We start from the raw sequence: 19,635 nt of genomic DNA on the forward strand, positions 1-19,635 counted from the left end.
GGTTGGTTGATATGTTCATAGAGTTACGGCGGTCATGGCGGAGGGGAAACGCCCGGTAACATTCCGAACCCGGAAGCTAAGCCCTCCAGCGCCGATGGTACTGCACTCGGGAGGGTGTGGGAGAGTAGGACACCGCCGGACAATCTTTCAGTCGAGGGCCGCCCCTACCGGGGTCGGCCCTCGACTGCGTTAGCGTTCTGGCGGAAACGCCATCAGGAAGGATGCACCTGTGAGCTCTGGACCGCAGGGCGGAGACCGCCCCCGTCGCTACGAGGACCGCGCCGATCGTGGCCACGGGCGCGGCGACGCCCGCCGCGATGATCGGCCCTCGTACCGGGGCGGCCGTGACGAGCGCGCCGGCGGCGCGCGAGGCGGCGACCGGCGCGAAGGCGGCTACGGCCGGGACAGCCGCGTCGGTGGCGCTCCTGGCGGTGACCGCCCCGAAGGTGGCTTCCGGGGTGGTGACCGTCGTGAGGGTGGTTACAGCCGGGACAGCCGCTCCGGTGGTGACCGTCGTGAGGGCGGGTTCCGTGGTGGTGACCGTCGTGAGGGTGGTTACGGCCGGGACGGTCGCTCCGGTGACGCCCGTGGCGGTGACCGTCGTGAGGGCGGGTTCCGCGGTGGTGACCGCGAAGGTGGCTTCCGTGGCGGTGACCGCCGTGAGGGTGGTTACAGCCGGGACAGCCGCTCCGGTGGTGACCGTCGTGAGGGCGGGTTCCGTGGTGGCGACCGTGAGGGTGGCTTCCGTGGCGGTGACCGTCGTGAGGGTGGTTACGGCCGGGACGGTCGCTCCGGTGACGCCCGTGGCGGTGACCGTCGTGAGGGTGGCTTCCGTGGCGGTGACCGCGAAGGTGGCTTCCGTGGCGGTGAGCGCCGTGAGGGCGGTTACAGCCGGGACAGCCGCTCCGGTGGTGACCGTCGTGAGGGTGGCTTCCGTGGCGGTGAGCGCCGTGAGGGCGGCTTCCGTGGCGGTGACCGTCGTGAGGGTGGTTACGGCCGGGACAGTCGCTCCGGCGGCGCGCCCGGCGGTGACCGCCGCGAGGGTGGGTTCCGCGGTGGTGACCGTCGTGAGGGCGGGTTCCGCGGTGGTGACCGTGAGGGCGGTTTCCGTGGCGGTGACCGTGAGGGTGGCTACAGCCGGGACAGTCGCTCCGGCGGCGCGCCCGGCGGTGACCGACGCGAAGGTGGCTTCCGTGGTGGCGACCGTCGTGAGGGCGGTTACAGCCGGGACAACCGCCCGGGTGGTGACCGTCGTGAGGGCGGGTTCCGCGGTGGAGACCGTGAGGGCGGCTTCCGTGGCGGTGAGCGCCGCGAGGGCGGCTTCCGTGGCGGTGACCGTGAGGGTGGCTACAGCCGGGACAGTCGCTCCGGTGGTGCGCCTGGCGGTGACCGTCGTGACGGTGGCTTCCGGGGTGGCGACCGTCCGGGCGGTTTCCGTGGCGGTGACCGTGAGGGTGGCTACAGCCGGGACAACCGCTCCGGCGGTGACCGTGACACTGGCTCCCGTGGTGGTGACCGTCGCGAGGGCTACGCCGGCGTTGGCCGTCGCGAGGGCGGTTTCCGGCGGGACGACCGCGAGGGTGGCTACCGGGGCGCGCCTGCCGGCCGGGACGGGGAACGCCGTAGCTACGGCGACCGGCCGGACCGGGACGAGCACCGGTCGGGCAGCTACGGTCCGCAGCGTGAGCGTCGGGACGAGCGCGGTGAGGGGCGTACCGGTGAGGCGCCAGAGCTGCCGGACGAGGTGGTCGCGGGCGACCTCGACTCGACCGTCCGGGCGGAGTTGCTCTCCCTCGCCAAGCCGGTGGCGGAGACCGTCGCGCGGCACCTCGTCGCGACGGGCCTGCTGATCGACGACGATCCGGCGCTGGCGCTGGCGCACGCCATGGCGGCCCGACGGCTCGCCTCCCGGATCGCTGCGGTGCGGGAGGCGGTCGGATTGGCCGCGTACCACGCGGGGGAGTGGCAGACGGCCATCGCCGAGCTCCGGACCTTCCACCGGATGACCGGCCTCCAGATCCATCTGGCGGTCCTGGCCGACTGCGAGCGGGCCCTGGGCCGTCCGGAGCGGGCGATCGACCTGTTCCGCGGGGCGGATCGGGAGAAGCTCGATCAGGAAGTCGCCATCGAGCTGCTGATCGTGGCCGCCGGCGCGCGGGGCGACCTCGGGCAGAAGGACGCGGCCGTGGCGATGCTCCAGGTCCGCGAGTTGACCGCCGAGTCGTCCGAGCCGTGGGCGGCGAGGCTGCGCTACGCGTACGCGGACGCGCTGCTCGCGGTGGGCCGGCGCGAGGAGGCACGGGAGTGGTTCTCCCGGGCCGCCGACATCGACTCCGAGGGCGGGACCGACGCGGCCGAACGGCTGCTGGAACTCGACGGCGTGGTCATCGAGGGCGACGACGAGGACGACGAGCCGGACGCTGACGTGGACGGGCCGGACGCCTCCGTAGCAGGCGACACCGACGAAGACGAAGACGGGGACGAAGACGAGGACGGCGACCTCGAAGACGACGAAGACGACTTCGACGAGGACCGTGGCCGTGACGGCGACCTCCCGCGGGGCGGCGACCGCTCCGACGCGGCGGGTGCCGTCGACGGCGCCGGTGAGGCGGCCCGGGCCGGGTACCGGGACCGCGACGCCGGCGACCTGGCCGACGACGAGCTGACCGACGCCGAGGCCGGGTCGCTCGCCACCACCACCGCGCCGGCCGACCCGACCGGGGACCGGTCGGCGGCTGGTGAGACCCAGGCCCGTGACATCCGGGCCGACGGGGACGAGGCGGCGGGGCGCCGGTGAACGGGCACGCCGGGGACACCGGCTCCGACACGGGCCGGGCGGCTGGGCGGCTGGTCGACTCGTACGCCCTGGTCGTCTTCGACCTGGACGGGGTCATCTACCTGATCGACCGGCCCATTCCCGGCGCGGTCGAGGCGGTCGCCCGGCTGCGCGACGAGGGGCGGGCGGTCGCGTACGCGACGAACAACGCCTCCCGCCGCTCCAGCGAGGTGGCCGACCTGCTCACCGGGATGGGTGTGCCGGCCGAGCCGGCGGAGGTGCTCACCTCCGCGGGCGCCACCGCCGAGCTGCTCGCCGACCGGCTGCCGGCCGGTGCGCCGGTGCTCGTGGTCGGCGCGGAGGCGTTGCGGGCGGAGCTGCGCGCGGTGGGCCTGCGGCCGGTGTCGACGGCCGAGGAGGAGCCCGCCGCGGTGGCCCAGGGCTACGGGCCGCAGGTCGGCTGGTCCGACCTGGCCGAGGCGTCGCTGGCGGTGCGGGCCGGCGCGCCCTGGTATGCCACCAACACCGACCGCACACTGCCGAGCCCGCGTGGGCCGCTGCCGGGCAACGGCTCGTTGGTGGCGGTTCTGCGTACCGCGCTCGACCGGGACCCCGACGTGGTGGTGGGCAAGCCGGAGCCGGCGCTGTTCGCCACCGCCGCCCGGCGCGCCGGCACCGGGCGTGCCCTGGTGGTGGGCGACCGGTTGGACACCGACATCGAAGGCGCCCGCCGGGCCGGGTTGGACAGCCTGCTGGTGCTGACCGGCGTCAGCGACGCGGCCGAGTTGCTGGCCGCGCCCGAGTCGCGCCGGCCGGCGTACGTCTCGATCGATCTGACCGGGCTGTTCGATCCGGAGGCCGTGGTGGCGGTGCCGGGTCGGGCGGAGACCGGCGGCTGGTCGGTGACGGAGGCCGGCGGGGTCCTGGTGCTCGACGGCGCGGGACGGACGCTGGACGCGCTCGCGGCGCTCTGCGCGGTGGCCTGGTCGACGGCGGCCGGCCCGCGGGTGCGGGCCGGGTCCCCGGCGGCGGCGGAGGCGCTCACCGCGCTCGGCCTCGACGGCTGAGCGGACGCCTCAGAGCAGTTTGCGGAGCTTCATCAGGTCGAACGGGTTCGCCTTGATGGAGACCCGCCGGGCGGCCACCGCGGACATGATGTCGAGCTTGCCGTGCACCAGGGCGACCAGGTCGTCGCTGCCGGCGCTCAGCGCGATCTTGGCCTTCGGGTCGTCGCCGTCGGTCAGGCCGACCAGCCGGCCGCCTTCGAGCCGTCCGTGGAAGGCGGTGTCCAGGTCGGTGATCCGGCAGGCCAGGGTGCGGTCGAGGTCGATGCGCCCCTGCGCCTCGACGTGCCGGTCCAGCCGGTCGACGAGGTCCTGCAACGCCTGCCGACAGTCGTCCACGCTGGCCACATCGTCTCCTCACCACGAGCCACACCGTTGCGGGCACCGTACCGCAACGGTGTGTCCCAGGTGCCCGGTAGCGTGGCACCTGCACATCCCGCCCCGTGGAAGGACTCAGGCATGCAGGACGCGTGGCGCGCCTACCTCGAGCTGGCTATGGGCCTGACGGAGGCGCCCCGGAAGAAGGCGCAGGGCGTGGTGCGGCGTGCCGTCGGCCAGAGTGGCGCGACCGCCGTCGCGCTCCAGTCGCTCGCCGAGGAGTTGGTCGCCACCGGCCTGGCCAACCGGGAGGCGTTGACCAAGCTGGTCCGCTTCGAGGTCGACCGGGCGCTGGGCGCGGTCGGCCTGGCCACCGCCGACGAGGTCGCCGAGCTGACCCGTCGGGTGCACGACCTGGAGCGGCAACTGCGCGAGGCGCGGGCGGTCCCCGAGCCGGCGACCGCCGCCGGGCGTGAGCCGACGGCGGTCCCCACCGGGCCGTCCACGCCCGCCGCGGCCGGTGCCGACGCCGCGCCGCCGACGAAGACCGCGCCGTCGCCGGACGCCGCGCCGCCGACGAAGGCCGTGGCGAAGAAGGCGGTGGCCAAGAAGGCGGTCGCGCGCAAGCCCTCGGCGACGGTGGCGCGCACGCCGGCCGGCGGGACACCGGCCGCGCCCCGGGCGGCGCGGAAGGCCGGCGGTCCCCGGACGGCCGGCTCGTGAGCGCGCCCTACCGTCCCGGGCCGCCGCCGGGGCCGCGTCCCGGGCCACCCCCGGGGGTACGCTCCGCGCCGGTCGAGGAGGTCGGCGAGGCGCGGCATCCGGCGGTGGACGCCGCGGTGCGGGGCATGGCCAACGCCGAGGCGCTCGCCCCGGCGGACCAGATCGCCCAGTACGAGGCGGCGTACGAGACGCTGCGGGAAACCCTCGCCACCATCGACCAGGCGTGAGCAGAGGCGGAGAACGGACACACTGATGGCTCGTCGTATCCGGCTGGACGCCGAACTCGTCCGGCGGGGCCTGGCCCGCTCCCGGGAGCAGGCCGCCGCGCTGGTGGCCGACGGTCGCGTCCGGGTACGCGGAGTGGTCGCCGGCAAACCGGCGGCCATGGTCGACCCGGCCGACCCGCTGCTGGTGACCGGTGCCGACCCGACCACCGACTACGTCTCCCGGGGCGGCCACAAGCTGGCCGGCGCGCTCGCCGCGTTCGGGCCGGGCGGCCTGACCGTGACCGGCCGGAGGTGCCTGGACGCGGGCGCCTCCACCGGCGGTTTCACCGACGTGTTGCTGCGCGCCGGCGCGGCCGAGGTGGTGGCCGTCGACGTCGGGTACGGGCAGCTCGCCTGGCCGCTGCGCAACGACGAACGGGTCCGGGTCTTCGAGCGCACCAATGTGCGTACCCTCACGCCGGAGGCGATCGGCGGCCCGGTCGACCTGACGGTGGCCGACCTGTCGTTCATCTCGCTGCGCCTGGTGCTGCCCGCGCTGGCCGGCTGCACCGGGGCCGACGGCGACCTGGCGCTGATGGTCAAGCCGCAGTTCGAGGTGGGCAAGGACCGGGTCGGCGCCGGCGGTGTGGTGCGCGACCCGGCGCTGCGCGCCGAGGCGGTGCTCGACGTGGCCGCCGCCGCCGCGCGGCTCGGCCTCGGCCTGGCCGACGTGGCGGCCAGCCCGTTGCCGGGGCCGAGCGGCAACGTCGAGTTCTTCGTATGGTTGCGCCGGGGTGCGCCGGCCGCCGATCCCGACCGGGTACGCGCGGTGGTGGCCGCCGGTCCGCAGGGCGCCGCCGCGACGGCGGCCACGATCGAGGAGGTGTCCGGGTGAGCCGCACCGCGCTGCTGGTGACGCACACCGGTCGTCGACGCAGCACCGAGCACGCCCGGGCGGTGGCCGCCGACCTGATCGCGAACGGCTTCGAGGTACGGGTGGTGGCCGAGGAGGCCGACGACCTCGACCTGCCCGGCGTGGTGCCGGTGACCGGCCCGGAGGCGGCCGAGGGCGCCGAGATCGTCTTCGCGCTCGGCGGGGACGGCACGTTCCTGCGCGCCGCCGAGCTGGCCCGGCCGGCGAAGGCGCCGCTGCTCGGCATCAACCTGGGCAAGGTCGGCTTCCTGGCCGAGGCGGAGATCAACGACCTGGACACGGCGGTACGCGACGTGATCGGGCGTAACTACACCGTGGACGAACGCCTCACGCTCGACGTGACCGCCGAGTTCGACGACGGGCCGACCATCGAGTCGTGGGCACTCAACGAGATCAGTGTGGAGAAGGGCGAACGCGCCCAGATGCTGGAGCTGCTCGTCGACGTGGACGGCCGGCCGCTGTCCCGGTACGGCTGCGACGGCGTGGTCTGCGCGACCCCGACCGGCTCCACCGCGTACGCCTTCTCCGGCGGGGGGCCGGTGGTGTGGCCCGAGGTGGAGGCGCTGCTGCTGGTGCCGATCAGCGCGCACGCGCTGTTCAGCCGGCCGCTGGTCACGGCGCCGACCTCCACGTTCGTCATCACCGTCGACCCGTTCACCACGCTCGCGGTGTTGTGCTGCGACGGCCGGCGGGTCTACGACCTGCCGCCGGGGGCCCGGGTCACGGTGCGCCGGGGCGCGTTGCCGGTGCGCATCGTCCGCCTGCGGGCGCGCCCGTTCACCGACCGGCTGGTGGCCAAGTTCGACCTGCCCGTGCAGGGCTGGCGCGGCAGCCGTCGCTGACCGGCCGATCAGGATCCCCCGGCTCGGCCGGATCGCGCGATACGGTGGGGTCACACGGGCCGCGCCGAGGTGAGCCCGGGCGCGGTGGTGAGGCCCACCGATTCCCGGGTGCGCGGCCCGGTGGTCGCGGCCCGATCAGGGGGTGGTCGGGATCGCGGCGGACGGGGTGCCGGACGCGACATCCGGCACCCCGCCCCCAACCCGCGCGGTGCCGGCTGGTCAACTGTCACACGGCGGGGCTACTGTCGGGTGCTGTGCTGGAAGAGCTGCGCATCACCGGATTGGGCGTCATCGAGGACACCACGCTGCCGCTGGCCGGGGGGATGAATGTCATCACCGGCGAGACCGGCGCCGGCAAGACCATGGTGGTGACCGGCCTCGGCCTGCTCTTCGGCGGCCGGGCCGACGCCGGCCGGGTGCGGGCCCAGCCGGGCCGGGCGGTGGTGGAGGGCCGGCTACGGCTGCGTGATCGGGTGGCCGAGGCGGTGCACGCGCGCATCATCGACGCCGGCGGTGAGCCCGACGAGGACGGCTCGCTGCTGCTCAGCCGCACGGTCACGGTCGAGGGTCGGTCCCGGGCGCATCTGGGTGGGCGCAGCATGCCGGTGTCGACGCTCGGCGAGGTCGGCGAGCAGGTGCTTGCCGTGCACGGCCAGTCCGACCAGCTCCGCCTGCTGCGGCCGGCCGAGCAGCGGGCCGCGCTCGACCGGTTCGCCGGTCCCGAGCACGAGAAGCTGCTCGACGCGCTGCGCGAGACGTACGGGCGGTGGCGGACGGTGGTCGACGACCTGGCCGACCGGCGGCGCAACGCCCGCGAGCGCAACCAGGAGGCCGACCTGCTGCGGCTCGGCCTCGACGAGATCACCCGGGTCGACCCGCAGCCGGGGGAGGACGACGACCTCAAGGCGGAGGCGCAGCGGCTGGAGCACGCCGAGGGGCTGCGCACGGCGGCCCAGGTGGCGCAACAGTGCGTGGCCGGCGGCGTGGAGGCGACCGACGACACGCCCGACGCGACCGTGCTCCTCGGCACCGCCCGGCGCACGCTCGAGGCGCAGGCCGGCACCGATCCGGCGCTCGCCGACCTGGCGGCGCGGCTGGAGGAGGCCGCCACGCTCGTCACCGACGTGGCCGCCGAGCTGTCCACCTATCTGACCGCGCTGGACGCCGACCCGGCCCGCCTCCAGACGATCTACGAGCGGCGGGCCGCGCTGCGCGCGCTCACCCGCAAGTACGCCGACGACGTGGACGGCGTGGTGGCGTGGGCCGAGCGGGCCCGCACCCGGCTGTCCGATCTGGACAACTCCGACGAGCTGCTGGACGAGTTGGACCGCGAGGCGGCCCGGCTCGCCGGTGAGGTCGCCGACCTGGCCGGCCGGGTGTCCGCCTCCCGGCAGGAGGCCGCCGTCCGCTTCGCCGAGCAGGTCACCGTCGAGTTGGCCGGGCTGGCCATGCCGCACGCCCGGATCGAGGTGGCGGTGCTGCCCCGGGCGGCCGGGCGGGCCGAGCCGAGCCTGCCGGTCAACGGCGCCGAGGTCGGGGTGGGCGCGGACGGCGCCGACGAGGTGGAGCTGCGTCTGCTGGCCCACCCGGGCGCGCCCGCGTTGCCGTTGCAGCGGGGCGCCTCCGGCGGTGAGCTGTCCCGGGTGATGCTCGCCATCGAGGTGGTCTTCGCCGGGTCCGGCGGTCCGCCCACGCTGGTGTTCGACGAGGTCGACGCCGGGGTCGGCGGCCAGGCCGCGGTGGAGATCGGCCGGCGGCTGGCCCGACTGGCCCGCAGCCACCAGGTGCTCGTGGTCACCCACCTGCCGCAGGTCGCCGCGTTCGCGGACCGGCACCTGGTGGTGGCGAAGGACACCGGGGGCGCGGTGACCACGAGCGGGGTGCGGGTGGTGGAGGACACCGAGCGGTCCCGGGAGCTGGCCCGGATGCTCGCCGGTTTGCCGGACTCCGATCTGGGTATCGCCCACGCCGAGGAGCTCCTGGCCGTGGCGGCCAAGGAAAGACGCCCGTGACGCCCCGATTGTGAGCGCAAGCACACCGGGGCGCGCTCCGGTGTGCTTCCCTGGGTAGGCGGCCCTGCTCAGGCATGTCGCGACAGCAGAACCTGCCACACATGCCAGGATGGTCACGATGCGTCTACCCACACTGCGCCGGACCCGCAACGCGGAACCGGGCTCGATCCTCGGCACCGCGCGCCTCGACCGCCGGACGAAACGGCTGGTGGGCCGCCTGCGTCCGGGTGACATCGCGGTCATCGACCACGTGGACCTGGACCGGGTGGCGGCCGACTCGCTCGTCGCGGTGGGTGTGGCCGCGGTGCTCAACGCCAAGCCGTCGGTGTCCGGGCGCTATCCCAACCTGGGCCCCGAGGTGTTGGTCGCCGCCGGCATCCCGCTGCTGGACGACCTGGGCGAGAGCATCTTCGAGCAGGTCCGCGAGGGCGACCTGGTGCGCATCGAGGGCAACACGGTCCTCGCCGGCACGGAGCCGGTGGCGCACGGCACGTTGCAGGACGCCGAGACGGTGGCCAAGGCGATGGCCGACGCCCGGGAGGGCCTCTCGGTGCAGTTGGAGGCGTTCGCCGCCAACACGATGGACTACCTCCGGCAGGAACGCGACCTGCTGCTCGACGGCGTCGGCGTGCCGGAGATCCAGACCGAGATGCGGGGCCGGCACTGCCTGATCGTGGTCCGCGGCTACGACTACAAGGCCGACCTGGACGTGCTGCGCCCCTACATCCGGGAGTTCAAGCCGGTGCTGATCGGTGTCGACGGCGGGGCCGACGCGCTCGTCGAGGCGGGCTACACCCCCGACATGATCATCGGGGACATGGACTCGGTCACCGACGACGTGCTGCGCTGCGGCGCGGAGGTGATCGTGCACGCCTACCCGGACGGGCGGGCGCCGGGCCTGGCCCGGGTCAACGGCCTGGGTGTGCCCGCGATCACCTTCCCGGCGGCGGCCACCAGCGAGGACCTGGCCATGCTGCTGGCCGACGAGAAGGGCGCCTCGCTGCTGGTGGCGGTCGGCACCCACGCCACCCTGGTGGAGTTCCTCGACAAGGGCCGGGGCGGCATGGCGTCGACGTTCCTCACCCGGTTGAAGGTGGGCGGCAAGCTGGTCGACGCCAAGGGCGTCAGCCGCCTCTACCGGCAGAGCATCTCCGGCTCCTCGTTGCTGCTGCTGGTCCTCTCGGCGGTGGCCGCGATGGCCTCCGCGGTGGCGGTCTCCACCGTCGGCAAGGCGTATTTGGGCGTGGTCTCCGAATGGTGGGACAATTTCGTGTTCCAACTCGGCCAGCTCTTCTAGCTCCCCGACGATCAAGAGGCTCTAAGCGTGATCAACTTCCGCTACCACGTGGTGTCCCTGACCGCGGTCTTCCTCGCGCTGGCGATCGGCCTGGTGGTCGGCACGGCCGCCCTCAACGGCCCGGTCGCCGACGCGCTCCGGGAGAACGTCAACGGCCTGCGCAAGGACAACTCCCTGATGCGCCAGTCGGTGAACGACATGCAGAAGCAGTTGGAGACCGAGGAGGACTTCGCCGCCCAGATGGCGCAGGTCGTCCTGCCGGGCAAGCTGACCGACCGGCGGGTGCTGGTGCTCACCTTGCCCAGCGGCCGGGACCAGGCCGAGGGCGTGCTGAAGATGCTCCGCACCGCCGGGGCCGACGTCACCGGCCGCATCGACATACAGGACAAGTTCATCAACCCGGACAGCAACAACAACCTGCTGGAGCTGGCGGTCACCGCCGCGCGCCCGAACACCGCCCCGGCCTCCAACCTGCCCGGCAACGGGCACGGCGTGGAGACCTCCAGCGCGTTGCTGGCCGCCGTCCTGGTGGACCGGCCGGCCGGCAGCGCGCCGGTCAGCGAGGCCGACCGGCGCAGCGTGCTCCAGCAGTACGCCACCGCCGGCTACCTCACCCCGGAGGACAAGATCTCCGGCGCCGCCGAGGCGGTGGTGCTGGTCACCGGCCAGCCGTACGTGGACAAGGACTCGGCGAAGAAGGACGAGTCGGTGGTGAAGATCGCCGAGCAGTTCGACCGGGCGGGCGCGCTCGTGGTCGCCGGCATGGGCTCCAGCGGCGGCAACCTGGTGGCCGTGGTCCGCGGCGACCCGGTGCTGTCGCAGACCATCTCCACCGTCGACAACGCCAACACCGTGCAGGGGCAGCTCGTCACCAGCCTCGCCCTCGCCGAGCAGTTGAGCGGGAAGAAGGCCGGCCAGTACGGCGTGGGCGACAACGCCGCCTCGCTGCTGCCTAAACTGCCCCAGTGACCGCGCGGACCGGGTAGGTCCGTGCCGCGTCGCGTCGAGAGTCCGGATTCAGGAGGGGTCGCGTGAGACTGGGTCGGCTGCTGGCCGTGGGCGCGGGGGTGCTGACCGCCCGCTACGTGCTGCGGGAGGTGCGCCAGTCGCCCAGCGCGCCGGCGTTGGAACGCACCAACTACCGGGGCCGCACCGTGACCCTGGCCGCCGGCCCCGCCCTGGCCGTGGGCGCCGCGACCGCCGGCGCGCTCGGCGCCGGCAGCGCCCCGGCCGGCGCCGCCGCGCTGCTGGCCGGGGTCGGCGCGGGCGCGGTCGGGCTCTACGACGACGTGGTCGGCGCACGCCCGGAGCAGAAGGCCGCCAAGGGCTTCGCCGGGCACCTCGCCGCGCTCCGCGAGGGGCGGGTCACCGCCGGCCTGGTCAAGATCGCCGGGGTGGGCGCGGCCGGGCTGGGGGCCGCGGCGCTGCTCGCCGTCGACGCCCGGGTCGCCGCGCACCCGCGCCGGCAGCGCGCCGGCGCGTTCGGCCGCGGGCTCGACGTGCTGCTCGGCGCCGGCGTGGTGGCCGGCACCGCCAACCTGGTCAACCTGCTGGACCTGCGGCCCGGCCGGGCGTTGAAGTCCGGCCTGCTGCTCGGCGCGCCGCTGTCCACCGGCCAATACGGGGGCATCGCGGCGGGCGCGGTCGGCGCGGCGGCCGGGCTGGTCGCCGACGACCTGGACGAGCGGGTGATGCTCGGCGACAGCGGCGCCAACGCGCTCGGCGCGCTGCTCGGGGTGAGCCTCGCGGCGCGCACCGGGCCGCTCGGGCGGGCCGGTGTGCTGGCCGTGCTCGCCGCGCTCACCGTGGCCAGCGAGAAGGTCAGCTTCACCCAGGTCATCGCGCGGACTCCGGGACTGCGGCACCTCGACGAGCTGGGCCGGCTCGCCGACTGACGTGACGAAACCGGCACCCCTCGCCGTCGCCGGCCGCGTCGCCGGTGCGGCGGCCCTCATCGCCGTGCTCACCGTGGTCAGCCGCCTCGCCGGCTTCGGTCGCACCGCCGTGTTCACCTGGACGCTGTCCACCACCGACCTCGGCGGCGCCTACCTGGTGGCGAACTACGTCCCGAACTTCATCTTCGAGATCGTCGCCGGTGGGGCGCTCGCGAGTCTCGTCGTACCGCTGCTGGCCGGTGCCGTCGAGGCGGGTGACCGGCGGGCGGTGGCCGCCACCACGGGCGCGCTGCTGACCTGGACGCTGAGCCTGCTGGTCCCGCTGGCGGTGCTGGTGGCGGTGTTCGCCGACCCGCTGATGGGCCTGCTCGGGCACGGTCTCGGCGAGGTCCGGCAGGCGTCCGGGGCGCGGATGCTGCGGGTGTTCGCCCCGCAGTTGCCGCTCTACGGCGTGGGGATCGTGCTGACCGGTGTGCTCCAGGCGCACCGGCGGTTCGCGTGGCCGGTGCTCGCGCCGCTGCTGTCGAGCGTCACCGTCATCGCGGTCTACCTCGGGTTCACCGCGGCGCACGGGCGGCTGGCCACCATCGGCGAGGCCGGTCGCGGCGGTGAGCTGCTGCTCTCCGGCGGCACCACGCTCGGCGTGGTGGTGCTCTCGCTGTCGCTGCTGATCCCGCTGCGCCGGCTGCGACTGCGGCCCCGGCCGGGCTACCGGTTCCCGGCCGACGCCCGGGCGCGCGTCGGTGGGCTGGTGGTCGCCGGCGTGGTCACCGTGGCCGCCCAGCAGATCGCCCTGGTCGTCGCGCTCAACCAGGTCACCTACGGCCGGACCGCCGACGTCGGCGTCTACAACCTGGCCCAGACGGTCTACTTCCTGCCCTGGTCGGTGCTGGCGGTGCCGCTCGCGATCGCCGCGTACCCGACGCTCGTCGCGGCCCGGGCGACCGGCGACGAGCGGGCCTACCACGACACCCTGGCCCCGGCGGTGCGTCAGGTGGTGCTGTTCAGCCTGCTCGGCGCCGCGGCGCTGGCCGGCGCCGCGATCCCGCTCGGGCACTTCTTCTTCCCCGACCCGGTCGACGCGGGCACCGCCACGGCCGGGATCGCCGGGTTCGCGCCCGGCCTGCTCGGCTACGGCCTGTTCGCGATCCTGACCCGGGCGCTCTACGCGCGCGGCGAGACCCGCCCGGCGAGCGTCGCCACCGCGCTGGGCTGGCTCAGCGTGCCCGCCCTCGCGGTGCTGTTCGGCCAGGTGCTGCCGCTCGCCGACCGGGTGCTCGCGGTGGCGCTGGCGACCTCCGCCGGCATGCTGCTGCTGGGCGCGCTGCTGATCGCCGCCGTCCGGCGTGCCGCCGGACGGGAGGCGCTCGCCGGGGTCGCTCGGGCCGGCGCGGCCGGGCTGCTGGCCGCCGCGGTCGCCGCGACGGGCGGCGCGGTCACCGCCCGGGTTCTCGGCGGGCTGACCGACGGGACCCCGACGACGATCCAGGCCCTCGCACAGGGCATGCTGTCCGGGGTCGTGGTCGGTGTCCTGTTCCTCGCCGTCGCCTGGCTGACCGACGCCCGCGACCTCCGGCCGCTGCTCGCGGCCGTGGCCCGTCGGCTGCGCCGCCGGCGACCGGCTGGTGGGGCCGACGGCCCGCCGGCGGACCAGCACCCCGGCGAGCGGGGCGACGGAAAGGAGATCGTTTCCTCATGACGGACGCCTCGCCGGCACCGCGCTGGCCCGGTTCGGTCGCCCTCGTGCTCGCCTCCAGCACCGGCGGAGTGGGTCAGCACGTCCGCTCCGTCGCCCGTGGGCTCACCGAGGCCGGCGGGTCCGTGCTCGTGTGCGGCCCGACCGCGGTCCAGGACCAGTTCGACTTCACCGGGGTCGGCGCCCGGTTCACGCCGGTGGAGATCCCGGCCAACCCCACCCCCGCCGACGTCCGCGCGGTCACCGCGCTGCGCCGGGCGCTGGCGGAGACACCCGTCGACGTGGTGCACGCGCACGGGCTGCGCGCCGGCCTGGTCGCCGCGCTCGCCCGCCCGACCGTCCCGCTGGTGGTCACCTGGCACAACGCCGTCCTCGCCGGCGGGCTGCGCGGCGCGCTGTCCCGGCTGGTCGAGCGCGTCGTCGCCCGGTCCGCCCGGGTCGCGCTGGGCGCCTCCGCCGACCTGGTCGAGCGGGCCGCCGCGCTGGGCGCCGCCGACGCCCGCTTGGCGCCGGTCGCCGCGCCGACGCTGCCCGCGCCGCGTCGCCGCCGCGCCGCGGTGCGGGCCGAGTTCGACGTCACCGACGACCGCCCGCTGATCCTGTCGGTGGGCCGGCTGCACCCACAGAAGCGGTACGACGTGCTGATCGACGCCGCCGCCCGCTGGCGTACCCGGACACCCGCGCCGGTGGTGGTGATCGCCGGCAGCGGGCCCGCCTACCTGCCGCTCGCCGCGCGGATCTCGGCCGCCCGCGCGCCGGTGACCCTGCTCGGGCACCGCACCGACGTGGCGGACCTGCTGGCCGGCGCGGACCTGGCGGTGGTCACCAGCGACTGGGAGGCCCGCCAGTTGTTCGCGCAGGAGGCGCTGCGCGCCGGCGTACCCCTGGTCGCGACCGCGGTCGGTGGCCTGCCGGAGCTGGTCGGCGACGCCGCGGTGCTGGTCCCGGCGGGCGACGCGGACGCCGTGGACGCGGCGGTGCGCGGGCTGCTCGACGACGACGCCCGCCGCGCCGAGCTGGGCCGCCGGGGGGCGGCGCGGGCCGAGAGCTGGCCCACCGAGGCGGACACCGTGGCCGCCCTCGCCGACCTGTACGCCGAGCTGACGCCGCAGCACTCACCGGGGAACCGCTGATGCTGCGCAGGCTGACCCCGGTGCTGCTGACCCTGGTGGTGGTGGCGCTGGGCATCACCGCGCTGGCCGCCCGCCCGGACGACGACGACGCCCGGCGCAGCGCCGACTTCGTGGTCCTGGTCGGCGCGGCCGGCCTGCGGTGGGACGACGTGGACCCGCAGAACACCCCCACGTTGTGGCGGATGGCCGAGCGGGGCGCGATCGGTTCCCTCTCGGTGCGCTCGGCGCACCGCCCCACCTGCCCGGTCGACGGCTGGCTGACCCTCGGCGCCGGAAACTTCGCCGCCTGGCACGGCACCCGCCCCGGCGGTGGCTGCCCGGCCGGCCCGGTGACCATCGAGCGGCCCGACGGGATCGGCGCCAACCTGCCCGACCAGCCGGCCGTCGTCGCGCACAACCAGAACAAGCTGGCCTGGGGCGCCACGCCGGGCGCGCTTGCCGAGTCGGTGCGCTGCTCGGTGGCGGTCGGCCCGGGCGCGGCGGTGGCCGCCGCCCGCCCGTTCGGCCGGGTCGACAGGTACGAGGCGACGCTGCCCGACGACCCGGCGGCGCTGCTCGGCTCCTGCGTGCTGAGCATCGTCGACGTGGGCACGGTCGACGACGACGACCCGGCCGTGCGGGCCGCGCAGGCGCGCCAGGCCGACACCCGGCTCGCCCAGGTGCTGGCCGCCCGGCCGCCGCACTCGCTGGTGCTCGTCGCCGGCGTCTCCGACACCGACTCGCCGGCGCGCCTGCACGTCGCCGTCGCGGACGGTCCCGGCTGGAACGGTGGCTGGCTGACCTCGCCGAGCACCGCCCGAGCCGGCTACCTGCAACTGGTCGACCTGGCCCCGACCGCGCTCGCCGCGCTCGGCCGGCCGATGCCGGAGCGGCTCTTCCTCGGCCGGCCCGCCGCGACCGTAGACGACCGGCCGGACGACCTGCGGACCGCGATCGGATCGCCGGCCGACGCCGATCGGGAGGCCGCCGCCCAGCGCACGGTCGCCGGCTGGTTCTTCACGTTGCTGGCCGCCGCCCAGACGGCGCTCGCGGTGGCGGTGCTGCCGCTGCTGCGCCGGGCCCGCCGGCTCGCCGGACCGCACGGGCCCGCGCCGGTGTCCCGGCGGGTGGTGGCGGTGGTGGAGCTGCTGCTGGTCGCCGCCGCGCTGGCCGTGCCGGCGGCGCTGCTGGCCGACGCCGTGCCCTGGTGGCGCGGGCAACACGCCGGCTGGTGGTTCGCCTCGGCGACCGTCCTGCTCGTCGTCGGCGGCACGGCCGCGGTGCGGTTCGCCCCCGGCCACGACCGTACGCTCGGGCCGCTCGGCGCGGTCGCCGGGCTGGCCACCCTGGTGGTCGGCGTGGACGTGCTCACCGGTTCCCGGCTGCAACTCAACGGGGTGGTCGGATACTCCGCGCTGGAGGGCGGTCGGTACGCCGGCCTGGGCACCGTCGGGCTGGGCGTGTTCATCGCCGGGGCGCTGCTGACCGGCGGCTGGCTGGCCCAGCGGGTACGCCGGGGCTGGCGGCCGACCGTCATGGTGACGGTGGGCGGCGCCGCCGTGGTGATCGTGGGCAGCCCGTACCTGGGCGCCGACTCGATCGGCGCGATCGCGCTCACCGCCGGCGTGAGCGTGGCGGCGGCGATCTGCACCGGCGGCTGGCTGACCGTCAGCCGGCTCGCCTGGGCCACCATGGCCGGGCTGGCGGTCACCATCGGCTTCGCCCTGGTGGACCTGGGCCGGCCGGCGTCCGAGCGGGGCAGCCTGGGCCGGTTCCTGGCCGCCCTCGGCGACGGCACCGGCGGGCTCACCGTGCACCGGTCCAGCACCGCCAACGTCGAGACGCTCGTGAACAGCCCGCTCACCGTGCTGGCCGTGGCCGGGGCCGCGCTGGTCTGGCTGGCCCTGCTCCAGCCGTGGGGCGGGCTGCTGCGCCTGTTCGGCATCTATCCGGCGATCCGGGCGGCGATGGCCGGCACCGGGGTCGCCGCCGGGCTGGGCGGCGTGCTGGGCGGGTCGGCGCTGGACGTGGCCGGGGCGGCTGGCGCGCTCGTGGTGCCGATGGCGGCGCTGGCCGCGCTGCGGGTGCTCGACCACTCCACCGACCGCACCGTGCCCGACGGCGGACCGCCCGGGGGAGAGGGCGGCACGACGCCGCCGGACGGCTCCGGTCCCGGTGGCGCGGACCCGTCCGGCGGGCCGACGGCGCGGGCGGAGGGGGCCCCACGTGCGCCGACAGCGAGTGCGACGCCGGCTCACGGTCCGGAAGGTGTTACCGTGGAGTCCCGTGGATCGCGTGATCACTTGGCTGATCGGCACGGCGGTTCGCACGACCGCTACGGACGACACGGGAGCAGGCCTTGGCCCCTTCAGCACGGACGACCAGGCACATTTTCGTCACCGGGGGAGTCGCCTCCTCGCTGGGCAAGGGCCTCACCGCCTCCAGCCTCGGCAACCTGCTGAGCGCGCGCGGGCTGCGCGTGGTGATGCAGAAGCTCGACCCCTACCTGAACGTCGATCCCGGCACGATGAACCCGTTCCAGCACGGTGAGGTCTTCATCACCGAGGACGGGGCCGAGACCGACCTCGACGTCGGCCACTACGAGCGGTTTCTCGACCGTGACCTCTCCGGCAAGGCGAACGTCACCACCGGGCAGATCTACTCGGCGGTGATCGCCAAGGAGCGGCGCGGCGAATACCTGGGCGACACCGTCCAGGTCATCCCGCACATCACCAACGAGATCAAGGCCCGGATCCTCGGCATGGCCGACCCGGACGCCGACGGCCAGGTCCCCGACGTGGTGATCACCGAGGTCGGTGGCACCGTCGGCGACATCGAGTCGCTGCCGTTCCTGGAGTCGATCCGCCAGATCCGCCACGACCTGGGCCGGGACAACTGCTTCTACCTGCACGTGTCGCTGGTGCCCTACCTGGCGCCCTCCGGCGAGCTGAAGACCAAGCCGACCCAGCACTCGGTGGCGCAGTTGCGCAGCATCGGCATCCAGCCCGACGCGCTCGTGCTGCGCTGCGACCGGGAGATCCCGGACAAGGTCAAGGAGAAGTTGTCGCTCTACTGCGACGTCGACCGGGAGGCGGTCACCGCCGCCCCCGACGCGCCGAGCATCTACGACATCCCCAAGGTGCTGCACCGCGAGGGCCTGGACGCGTACGTGGTGCGCCGGCTCGGCCTGTCCTTCCGCGACGTCGACTGGACAAGCTGGGACGACCTGCTGGAACGGGTGCACCAGCCGCGCCACACCGTCACCGTCGCCCTGGTCGGCAAGTACGTCGACCTGCCCGACGCCTACCTGTCGGTGAGCGAGGCGATCCGGGCGGCCGGGTTCGGCCACCGGGCCCGGGTGCAGCTGCGGTGGGTGCCCAGCGACGAGTGCGTCACCCCGGCCGGCGCCGCCGCCGCCCTGGCCGGCGTCGACGGCATCGTGATCCCCGGCGGGTTCGGGGTGCGCGGCATCGAGGGCAAGGTGGGCACCGCCCGGTACGCCCGGGAGAACGGCATCCCGCTGCTCGGCCTCTGCCTCGGCCTCCAGTGCATGACCATCGAGGTGGCCCGCGACCTGGCCGGCCTCGACGGGGCCAACTCGCTGGAGTTCGACGAGGAGGCCGTGCACCCGGTCATCGCCACCATGGCCGACCAGGAGGACATCGTGGCCGGGCGCGGCGACCTGGGCGGCACCATGCGGCTCGGGGCGTACCCGGCCACGCTGACCGAGGGCTCGATCGTCGCGCAGGCGTACGGCAGCACCGAGGTCAGCGAACGGCACCGGCACCGGTACGAGGTGAACAACGCCTACCGCGACCAGCTCACCAAGGCCGGCCTGATCGTCTCCGGCACCTCGCCGGACGGCCGGCTCGTCGAGTTCGTGGAGCTGGACCGCAACCTGCACCCGTTCTTCGTGGCCACCCAGGCGCACCCGGAGCTGAAGAGCCGCCCGACCCGCCCGCACCCGCTGTTCGCGGCGTTCGTGGGCGCCGCGGTGGCGTACTCCGAGGCCGACCAGCTCCCGGTGGACCTGGACGGCGCGGCGCAGGCCACCGCGAGCAAGCCCGGCCGCGCGGCGAAGGCCACCGCGAAGTGAGCGGCGTGGAGCACCGGTACGAGGTGACCGCGCGCCGCGACGTCTGGTCCGGCCGGATCTTCTCCGTGGTCAGCGACGACGTGACCATGCCCGGCGGAGGCACCGCCGCCCGCGACTACGTGCGGCACGTGGGCGCGGTGGCCGTGGTGGCGCTCGACGACGCCGGTCAGGTGGTGCTGATCCGCCAGTACCGGCACCCGGTCGGCCGGCACCTGTGGGAGTTGCCCGCCGGGCTGATGGACGTGCGCGGGGAGGATCTGGCCGCCGCGGCGGCGCGGGAGCTCGCCGAGGAGGCCGACCTGACCGCGGGCCGCGTCGACGTGCTCGTCGACCTGCACAGCTCGCCCGGCTTCACCGACGAGGTGGTCCGGGTCTTCCTGGCCCGCGACCTCAGCGACGTGCCGGCCGGGCAGCGGCACGACCGGCACGAGGAGGAAGCCGACCTCCAGGTGGTCCGGATCGACCTGGACGAGGCGGTCCGGATGGTCCTGGCCGGTGAGATCACCAACGCCTCCTGCGTGGCCGGGCTGCTCGCCGCCGCCCGGGCCCGGGAAACCGGCTTCACCGAGCTGCGCCGGCCCCCGGCGCCGCTGCCCCGCTGATCGGGAACCGACGACGAAGGGGCCGCGCGGAGTGTTCCGCGCGGCCCCTCTGCGTGCCCACC

At 75.2% G+C, this 19,635-nt stretch carries 17 protein-coding genes and 1 rRNA gene; 17 read left to right on the forward strand and 1 reads right to left on the reverse strand.

What is annotated here, in order from left to right; translation table 11 throughout:
- Window positions 1–24 precede the first annotated feature (24 nt).
- From rrf to O7619_RS15525, 4 genes are all read left to right on the forward strand, one after another.
- Window positions 25–141 (forward strand): 5S ribosomal RNA (rrf, locus tag O7619_RS15510).
- 203 nt (window positions 142–344) lie between these two features.
- Window positions 345–1,850: a hypothetical protein gene (locus tag O7619_RS15515; RefSeq protein WP_282281589.1), complete on the forward strand. Its 1,506-nt coding sequence runs from the start codon at window positions 345–347 to the stop codon at window positions 1,848–1,850.
- Window positions 1,745–2,797 (forward strand): Replicase polyprotein 1ab, encoded by a 1,053-nt coding sequence (locus O7619_RS15520; RefSeq protein WP_282281590.1) that lies wholly within the window; start codon window positions 1,745–1,747, stop codon window positions 2,795–2,797. The genes O7619_RS15515 and O7619_RS15520 overlap by 106 nt, the downstream gene beginning before the upstream one ends.
- Window positions 2,794–3,843, forward strand: a complete 1,050-nt coding sequence (locus O7619_RS15525) for an HAD-IIA family hydrolase (protein WP_282281591.1) — start codon at window positions 2,794–2,796, stop codon at window positions 3,841–3,843. Before O7619_RS15520 ends, O7619_RS15525 begins: the two co-directional genes overlap by 4 nt.
- Window positions 3,844–3,852: 9 nt before the next feature.
- Here O7619_RS15525 and O7619_RS15530 read toward each other — a convergent pair whose 3' ends face one another.
- On the reverse strand, window positions 3,853–4,188 hold the full coding sequence (locus tag O7619_RS15530; protein WP_282281592.1) for an SCP2 sterol-binding domain-containing protein: 336 nt from the start codon (window positions 4,186–4,188) through the stop codon (window positions 3,853–3,855).
- A gap of 111 nt (window positions 4,189–4,299) precedes the next feature.
- On the opposite strand from O7619_RS15530, the gene O7619_RS15535 reads away from it, so the two are divergent.
- The 13 genes from O7619_RS15535 to O7619_RS15595 all read left to right on the forward strand — a co-directional run bounded on the left by O7619_RS15535 (window position 4,300) and on the right by O7619_RS15595 (window position 19,573).
- Window positions 4,300–4,881 (forward strand): hypothetical protein, encoded by a 582-nt coding sequence (locus tag O7619_RS15535; RefSeq protein ID WP_282281593.1) that lies wholly within the window; start codon window positions 4,300–4,302, stop codon window positions 4,879–4,881.
- Window positions 4,878–5,108 carry a hypothetical protein gene (locus tag O7619_RS15540; protein WP_281583652.1) on the forward strand — a complete coding sequence of 77 codons (231 nt, stop codon included), beginning with the start codon at window positions 4,878–4,880 and terminating at the stop codon, window positions 5,106–5,108. The genes O7619_RS15535 and O7619_RS15540 overlap by 4 nt, the downstream gene beginning before the upstream one ends.
- A 25-nt stretch (window positions 5,109–5,133) precedes the next feature.
- A complete protein-coding gene (locus tag O7619_RS15545) occupies window positions 5,134–5,982 on the forward strand; it encodes a TlyA family RNA methyltransferase (protein ID WP_282281598.1) in 849 nt (282 codons plus the stop codon).
- Window positions 5,979–6,863 (forward strand): NAD kinase, encoded by an 885-nt coding sequence (locus O7619_RS15550; RefSeq protein WP_282281599.1) that lies wholly within the window; start codon window positions 5,979–5,981, stop codon window positions 6,861–6,863. Before O7619_RS15545 ends, O7619_RS15550 begins: the two co-directional genes overlap by 4 nt.
- Before the next feature lie 254 nt (window positions 6,864–7,117).
- On the forward strand, window positions 7,118–8,875 hold the full coding sequence (recN, locus tag O7619_RS15555; protein ID WP_282281600.1) for a DNA repair protein RecN: 1,758 nt from the start codon (window positions 7,118–7,120) through the stop codon (window positions 8,873–8,875).
- A 118-nt stretch (window positions 8,876–8,993) separates the two neighbouring features.
- Complete coding sequence (gene steA / locus O7619_RS15560; RefSeq protein WP_282281601.1) at window positions 8,994–10,172, forward strand: putative cytokinetic ring protein SteA; 1,179 nt, start codon at window positions 8,994–8,996, stop codon at window positions 10,170–10,172.
- Between the two features lie 27 nt (window positions 10,173–10,199).
- Window positions 10,200–11,141, forward strand: a complete 942-nt coding sequence (locus O7619_RS15565; RefSeq protein ID WP_282281602.1) for a copper transporter — start codon at window positions 10,200–10,202, stop codon at window positions 11,139–11,141.
- A gap of 62 nt (window positions 11,142–11,203) precedes the next feature.
- The gene (locus tag O7619_RS15570; RefSeq protein WP_282281603.1) at window positions 11,204–12,067 is read left to right on the forward strand and encodes a hypothetical protein; all 864 of its coding nucleotides are present in this window, start codon (window positions 11,204–11,206) and stop codon (window positions 12,065–12,067) included.
- 1 nt (window position 12,068) lies between these two features.
- Entirely contained in the window at window positions 12,069–13,766 is a 1,698-nt protein-coding gene (locus tag O7619_RS15575; RefSeq protein WP_282281604.1) for a lipid II flippase MurJ, read from the forward strand.
- The gene (locus O7619_RS15580; protein WP_282281605.1) at window positions 13,763–14,896 is read left to right on the forward strand and encodes a glycosyltransferase family 4 protein; all 1,134 of its coding nucleotides are present in this window, start codon (window positions 13,763–13,765) and stop codon (window positions 14,894–14,896) included. Before O7619_RS15575 ends, O7619_RS15580 begins: the two co-directional genes overlap by 4 nt.
- The gene (locus O7619_RS15585) at window positions 14,896–17,337 is read left to right on the forward strand and encodes a hypothetical protein (protein WP_282281606.1); all 2,442 of its coding nucleotides are present in this window, start codon (window positions 14,896–14,898) and stop codon (window positions 17,335–17,337) included. The genes O7619_RS15580 and O7619_RS15585 overlap by 1 nt, the downstream gene beginning before the upstream one ends.
- The gene (locus O7619_RS15590) at window positions 17,235–18,971 is read left to right on the forward strand and encodes a CTP synthase (RefSeq protein WP_282281607.1); all 1,737 of its coding nucleotides are present in this window, start codon (window positions 17,235–17,237) and stop codon (window positions 18,969–18,971) included. The genes O7619_RS15585 and O7619_RS15590 overlap by 103 nt, the downstream gene beginning before the upstream one ends.
- Window positions 18,968–19,573, forward strand: a complete 606-nt coding sequence (locus O7619_RS15595) for an NUDIX hydrolase (RefSeq protein WP_282281608.1) — start codon at window positions 18,968–18,970, stop codon at window positions 19,571–19,573. The genes O7619_RS15590 and O7619_RS15595 overlap by 4 nt, the downstream gene beginning before the upstream one ends.
- Window positions 19,574–19,635 lie beyond the last annotated feature (62 nt).

Source organism: Micromonospora sp. WMMD998 (assembly GCF_029581235.1).
Classification (GTDB): Bacteria; Actinomycetota; Actinomycetes; order Mycobacteriales; family Micromonosporaceae; genus Micromonospora.

Bases quoted from the DNA above. Each gene is read 5' to 3' on its own strand.
- steA (WP_282281601.1), top strand. From the start codon at position 8,994: ATGCGTCTACCCACACTGCGCCGGACCCGCAACGCGGAACCGGGCTCG.
- O7619_RS15585 (WP_282281606.1), top strand. From the start codon at position 14,896: ATGCTGCGCAGGCTGACCCCGGTGCTGCTGACCCTGGTGGTGGTGGCG.
- O7619_RS15580 (WP_282281605.1), top strand. From the start codon at position 13,763: ATGACGGACGCCTCGCCGGCACCGCGCTGGCCCGGTTCGGTCGCCCTC.
- O7619_RS15535 (WP_282281593.1), top strand. From the start codon at position 4,300: ATGCAGGACGCGTGGCGCGCCTACCTCGAGCTGGCTATGGGCCTGACG.
- O7619_RS15545 (WP_282281598.1), top strand. From the start codon at position 5,134: ATGGCTCGTCGTATCCGGCTGGACGCCGAACTCGTCCGGCGGGGCCTG.